Annotated in this window: 3 protein-coding genes; 1 reads left to right on the forward strand and 2 read right to left on the reverse strand. The window is 55.1% G+C overall.

Annotation, left to right across the window (positions count from 1 at the left end):
* Positions 1 to 228: 228 nt before the first annotated feature.
* Both RC85_RS24590 and RC85_RS24595 read right to left on the reverse strand, forming a co-directional pair.
* Positions 229 to 3,102: a hypothetical protein gene (locus RC85_RS24590; RefSeq protein WP_068267404.1), complete on the reverse strand. Its 2,874-nt coding sequence runs from the start codon at positions 3,100 to 3,102 to the stop codon at positions 229 to 231.
* Positions 3,090 to 3,491, reverse strand: a complete 402-nt coding sequence (locus RC85_RS24595; protein WP_068267407.1) for a fluoride efflux transporter FluC — start codon at positions 3,489 to 3,491, stop codon at positions 3,090 to 3,092. The genes RC85_RS24590 and RC85_RS24595 overlap by 13 nt, the downstream gene beginning before the upstream one ends.
* A 174-nt stretch (positions 3,492 to 3,665) precedes the next feature.
* On the opposite strand from RC85_RS24595, the gene ilvB reads away from it, so the two are divergent.
* A complete protein-coding gene (ilvB, locus tag RC85_RS24600) occupies positions 3,666 to 5,444 on the forward strand; it encodes a biosynthetic-type acetolactate synthase large subunit (protein ID WP_068267409.1) in 1,779 nt (592 codons plus the stop codon).
* The last annotated feature ends 134 nt before the right edge of the window (positions 5,445 to 5,578 follow it).

Consider the following 5,578-nt stretch of genomic DNA (forward strand, 5'->3'; position numbering starts at 1 on the left):
TCCCTGATCGCCAGCACGTAGGCCGTAGCGAGCCATAGCGAGTTACGGCAATTCGCGCAACGCCGTAACTCGCTATGGCTCGCTACGGCCTACTTTCAAGGGTCGTGACAAGTTGACAACGACGCATTTTCATCAGGCCAGCCAGAGGGTGCGGCGTAATGCAATTGCCGTAACTCGTTTCACTCGCTACGGCCTACGAAGAACACGAAGAACACAAAGACGTCTGCCTTAGCGAAGTTCCTTGACCGGGGCCAAACGTACCGGGCCTGCGGGGCGTAGTGACCGCTGCTGACTTTGGGGTGGTTGTTCAAATTGTACTGATCGCCATTCGGTTGGACTTGGGAAGATTGGGGCTTTCGATTTCGCTGCTGCCCTGATTGGTTCAGCACTGACAAACCAACGAGCATCCAAGTCACCAACGCCGCGTGCCAAATCAGACCGCCGAATCGCTAACTCGAAAGTTACCGTTTGTTCGGTGCGATGGACATCGACGTACCAAGTCGGTTGCCAACGAATGTCGCCATCGATCGAATCTCGAGTTCGGCCAGCATCCGTGATTTCGATGCAATGCGAGGTCCAAAGGTCACCGTCGGTATCGAAACGCAGTCGCAAGCGATCGACGTCGAACAACACCTGATCGCGTGCAGCACGACCCGTCGAGCGTATGCCTTTGTCGGTTGCAATCGAATTGCTCGGGCACACTGCGGCAACGTAAAGATAGTTTTGGTCGGATGCAAATCTGAGCTGGACTTGATCTTGTGAAAGAGCGGACTTGAAACCGGCGGCATCGGTTGGGTTGTCCCAGCAAGCGTCGTTCAGGTTTCCATCAAGCCGAGGTGGAGCAGCGGCGCGTTTTACCAAACACGCTTGCGACCGACCGGCGAAGTTGCTGGCAAGCAATCGCTTCCAGTCGCGTGTGCCTTGCATCGCAATTCGGCGAATGTCACCCATCGTTGTCGCCGTCGGATCGGTTGGCGAGGCATTGGAAAGCTCTTCTTCATTATCGGAGTTGTCGTTCAACCGGGACAACAATACCGCCGGATGAAGATCTAACTGTAAATCCACAATCGGTGTTGATGAAACCTCTTGAGAAACCGGCGATGCTTGAATCACATCGGGCTTGGCTACACCGACGGGAATGACCGCGGAAGCTTGCCGAACTCCATAGTCTTGGAATTCACTGTCTTGATATTCACCGTTTTGAAAATCGCTTTGCTGATACGTTCCACCGCCATTGGTTCGATCTGAATCAGCTTGCATATTTTGGAAGGGTGACAGGGCGACCGTTGCCGCTTGCGCCGGAGCAACCTGAACAAGATCGGTCGTCGTGACTGCCTTCGATTTCAGGAATTGTTGCTCGGCACTGTTTCGATAGGCATCGATTCGGACCGAAGCCCATTTCCCAATGCTCTGATCACGAAACCGGTTGGCAATCTCTTCCAGACACAGATCCTCGAATCGCGTCCCAACTGTTCGCCCCAAGATCGACCAAATCATCCGAAGCTGATCCTCGGCAGCGGTTTGATCCATCAGTTGACGCAGTGAATTTTCAAACTCGGCCGACGAACTGGTTTTGATGTTCACTAATCCTTCGATCAGCTTTGATTGCTTCGTACGCGCCTGAACCACTTGCAATCGATGGCGAGAAATCGACTTTGCGATTCCGCCAAGCTGGTTTGATTGATCGACGGCTAAGCCAGCCATGATCGATTCGCCGCCACCACCGATCCGTGATGAATTTGAATCGTACAGACGGGTTACCGAAATCGATGCGGGCTCACAGTGCTCGGGTGCAACTAAGTGTTGTGCGTCCAAAATCAGATCGGCGGCAAGCATACCAATCCTCGGCAGCATCGCACTCTGGTGCAGCAGGGATCCGCCGTGATCTCGTCTTGATGACTTCAAAACTCGATTGACGCCCATCGATGTGGCTGCGTTAAAAACAGCTTGGCGGGTTTCGTTGGTCACTGATTCATCAATGACAACCACCGACGGCCGGTGGATCGCAATCCAACGCCGAGCTTGCCGATCGATCGGTTCGTCGAAGTCATCGCGACCACGAAACCAATCCACACTCGCAGCGCCCAGCATGACAGCAGCTTGGCGAACCAATTCAAGTTGTTTCTGATGGCTCGCAGCTTGATTCTCGACTGCGTTGCCAGCGGGCTGTTCAACCAGCAATGCACATCGATGCCGCCATTGAAGCGATTCAGAACCCAGCAACGACCAAGACGCTGTTTCGGCATCGCCGGCAACAAACAGAATGGCGGCATGCCGGTCGCCACCACGTCGTGCCGCCCAGGTCTGGCCATCGTCTTTGCTGGTCAAAATCAGTCCATGATCACCCACCGCACAAAGCTGGTTTGTGCCGATTCGGCATGCGTTGCGAACCGGCGCAGGCGAACCTGTGATCCGCTGCCATCGAATAAAACTGGTCGCTGATTGAACGTTCGCATCGGCGATTCCAAAATCGGTTTGATTGATCGGCTCAGTTTGATTGATCGGCTGCGTCGGATCACCTGAGCGTCGTTGGTCGCCGGAACCTTGCCAGGTTTGACCACCATCGCGACTTGCGAAGGTGTTGGTCAATTGCGAATGAGACCAATCACCGTTGGCGATCAGCAATCGGTTTTTGGAAAGGCTCAGTTTGCGAATGAGCGGTAGATCGTGGTTATTGATTCTGCGAAAGCTGGCTCCCGCATCGCGGCTGACCAAAACGACGCCACGGCTTAGCTGGGTCAGCGGATCGTAGGCACCACCGGCCACCACCACCGACCTGGAACTGGTCCAAACGACGTCCAGCAAACGACAATCGACAGGACTTGCCACGGCATTCCAGGTCTCGCCATGATCGGTGGACCGAAACAGGGCCCCTCGATCGCCCACAGCGATTCCAATTCCCGCCATCGCATTTTGGGCGGCTTCTGGTCTTGGATTGGCGAAAGCGACCGCGTTTAGCGACGAATCGCCGCGAAGGCTCTGGGCATCGGAATAGTCGGGCAGCGGATGGTGCTGCACGTCGGCCCAAATCGGGTTGGCAGTCACGGCCAAAGAGAAGAAAATAGGAATGGTGCGAACCAAAACTCGGTTTAATCCATCCATGACTTCACTCCCTCGGCCGCCAGCACCAAAACTAGCCACCCCAATAGGATGTTTGCAGCGATGTAGGCAGTGCCCAAACCGATGCGACCGCTGCCGATCAGCATGGCTTTTTCGGCTGCAAAAGTCGAATAGGTCGTCAAGCCGCCAAGGAAACCGACCTGAATCGCCAACTGCAGCCGTTCTGGAAAGACTTCCTGACCCGAATTGCGAATATCAACGTAGGTTGCAAAACCACCAATCAGGGCACAGCCAATCACGTTCGCGGCAATGGTGCCCCATAACGACGATCCACCCGGGATCAGGGCCGCAAAAAGTGCCAGCAAATACCTGCAAACCGATCCGATTGCGCCTCCGCCTGCCACCGCGACTATATTGAGCCAAGTTGTCATCCAATGACGCCGTTTTATCCATTGCCTAAAATTCGGTCTCTACTTACGTTGGCACGTAAATTCGGGGTTTTCGGCTTGCGTGACAATGTCAGTTTCCTGACATCTGCCCCCCCAAATTGACTTTCCAACAAAAATCACTCCGTGAACACCTTGAACCCCCCGACTAAAGAGCAAATGAGTACCGCTGCTACCGATGCTACTGAAACGAGATTAATGACCGGTGCCGACGTTTTGGTCAAATCGTTGGTAGATCACGGCGTCGATGTGCTGTTTGCCTACCCCGGCGGTTGCAGCATGCCAATGCACCAAGCCCTGACACGGTTTGGCCAATCGATCCGCACAATTTTGCCCCGTCATGAACAAGGCGGTGCCTTCGCGGCCCAAGGTTACGCACGTGCGACCGGCAAAGTCGGCGTCACGATGGCGACCAGTGGCCCCGGGGCAACCAACCTGGTCACGGCGATCGCCGACGCCAAGCTGGACAGCATTCCCATCGTCTGTATCACCGGCCAAGTGCCCACCAAAGCGATCGGCAGCGATGCGTTCCAAGAATGCCCGATGGTCGAAGTCTGTCGCGGGATCACCAAGCATCATTACTTGGTGACCGATGTGAAAGATCTTCCGCGGATTATGAAGGAAGCGTTTTACATCGCCCAAAGTGGTCGGCCTGGCCCGGTTCTGATCGACATGCCCAAAGACGTTCAATTGAGCGACTTGACCGACATCGACATGGATCCACCCATGGACCTGCCCGGGTACATGCCCGTTCCCGAAGCGGTTCCCAGCGAAACCATCCGTCAGCTCGCCGCCGCAATCAAGTTGGCGCGGCGACCGGTCATCTATTCCGGTGGCGGCGTCATCCTGGGCAGCGCCAGCGAAGAACTGAAAGAGTTCATCAACAAAACCGGCATCCCCACCGTGACCACGATCATGGGAATCGGATCGGTACACCCCGACAACGAACACTCGCTCGACTGGTTGGGCATGCACGGTTCAGCGTACGCCAACTATGCCGTTCGTGATTGTGATCTGTTGATTGGTTTGGGCGTTCGTTTCGATGATCGGGTGACCGGAAAGATCGAAGCGTTTGCCAAAGATGCCAAGATCATTCACGTCGATATCGATGCATCCGAACTGAACAAGAACAAACAAGCTCACATCCCCGTTCGCGGTGACGTGAAGCCTGTCTTGACTGAGCTAAACAAAATTGTTCAGAAGCCGGAAATTGACGATTGGCGAAAGCACTGCAAAGACCTTAAAGCCAAATACCCCTTCGACTACGACAACGACTTCGACGGCATCTTGCAACAGCACGCCATCAAGACTTTGTCGGATGTCACCGCCGACATGGATACCTATGTTTCCGTCGGCGTCGGTCAGCACCAGATGTGGGCGGCTCAGCATTACAAGTTCCGCAAGCCTCGCACGTTCCTTAGCAGCAGCGGATTGGGCACGATGGGATTCGGATTGCCCGCCGCGATGGGCGTGCAAGCCGCACTGCCCGATGCGTTGGTCATCGACATTGACGGCGACGGAAGCTTTCAGATGAACATCCAAGAGTTGGCGACGTGTTTCTGCGAAGAATTACCCGTGAAGGTTTTCTTGTTGAACAACCAACACCTCGGCATGGTCGTTCAATGGGAAGATCGGTTCATGAAACGCAACCGAGCACACACGTATCTTGGCCCCATTTCTCACGTCGAAGCCAGCGGCAAGAGTGATGCGAATCGGTTTGCGTATGCAGAAGAACGCTACCCCAACTTCGTCCAAATCGCGAAGGGCTACGGCTGCGGCGCATCAACGGTCCGCAAGAAAGCTGATCTCGAAGGAGCGATCCGAGAAATGATCGAGCACGACGGCCCCTATTTGTTAGACGTCGAAGTCCCCTACCAGGAACACGTCTTGCCCATGATCCCAGGCGGCATGACCTGCGACGACATGATCCTGGAATAGTCGATTCCCCTAACCGCGTGGGCATCGTATCAGTTACGGCGCGTTAGGCCCGGAGGGCCGGCAGCTCCCTGCCGGGTGCGCGAGCACCCGGATGGCTGCCCCACATCAATTCTCTGGCTCGGTTTCGCGGCTAC

The organism is Rubripirellula obstinata (genome assembly GCF_001642955.1).
Taxonomy (GTDB): domain Bacteria; phylum Planctomycetota; class Planctomycetia; order Pirellulales; family Pirellulaceae; genus Rubripirellula; species Rubripirellula obstinata.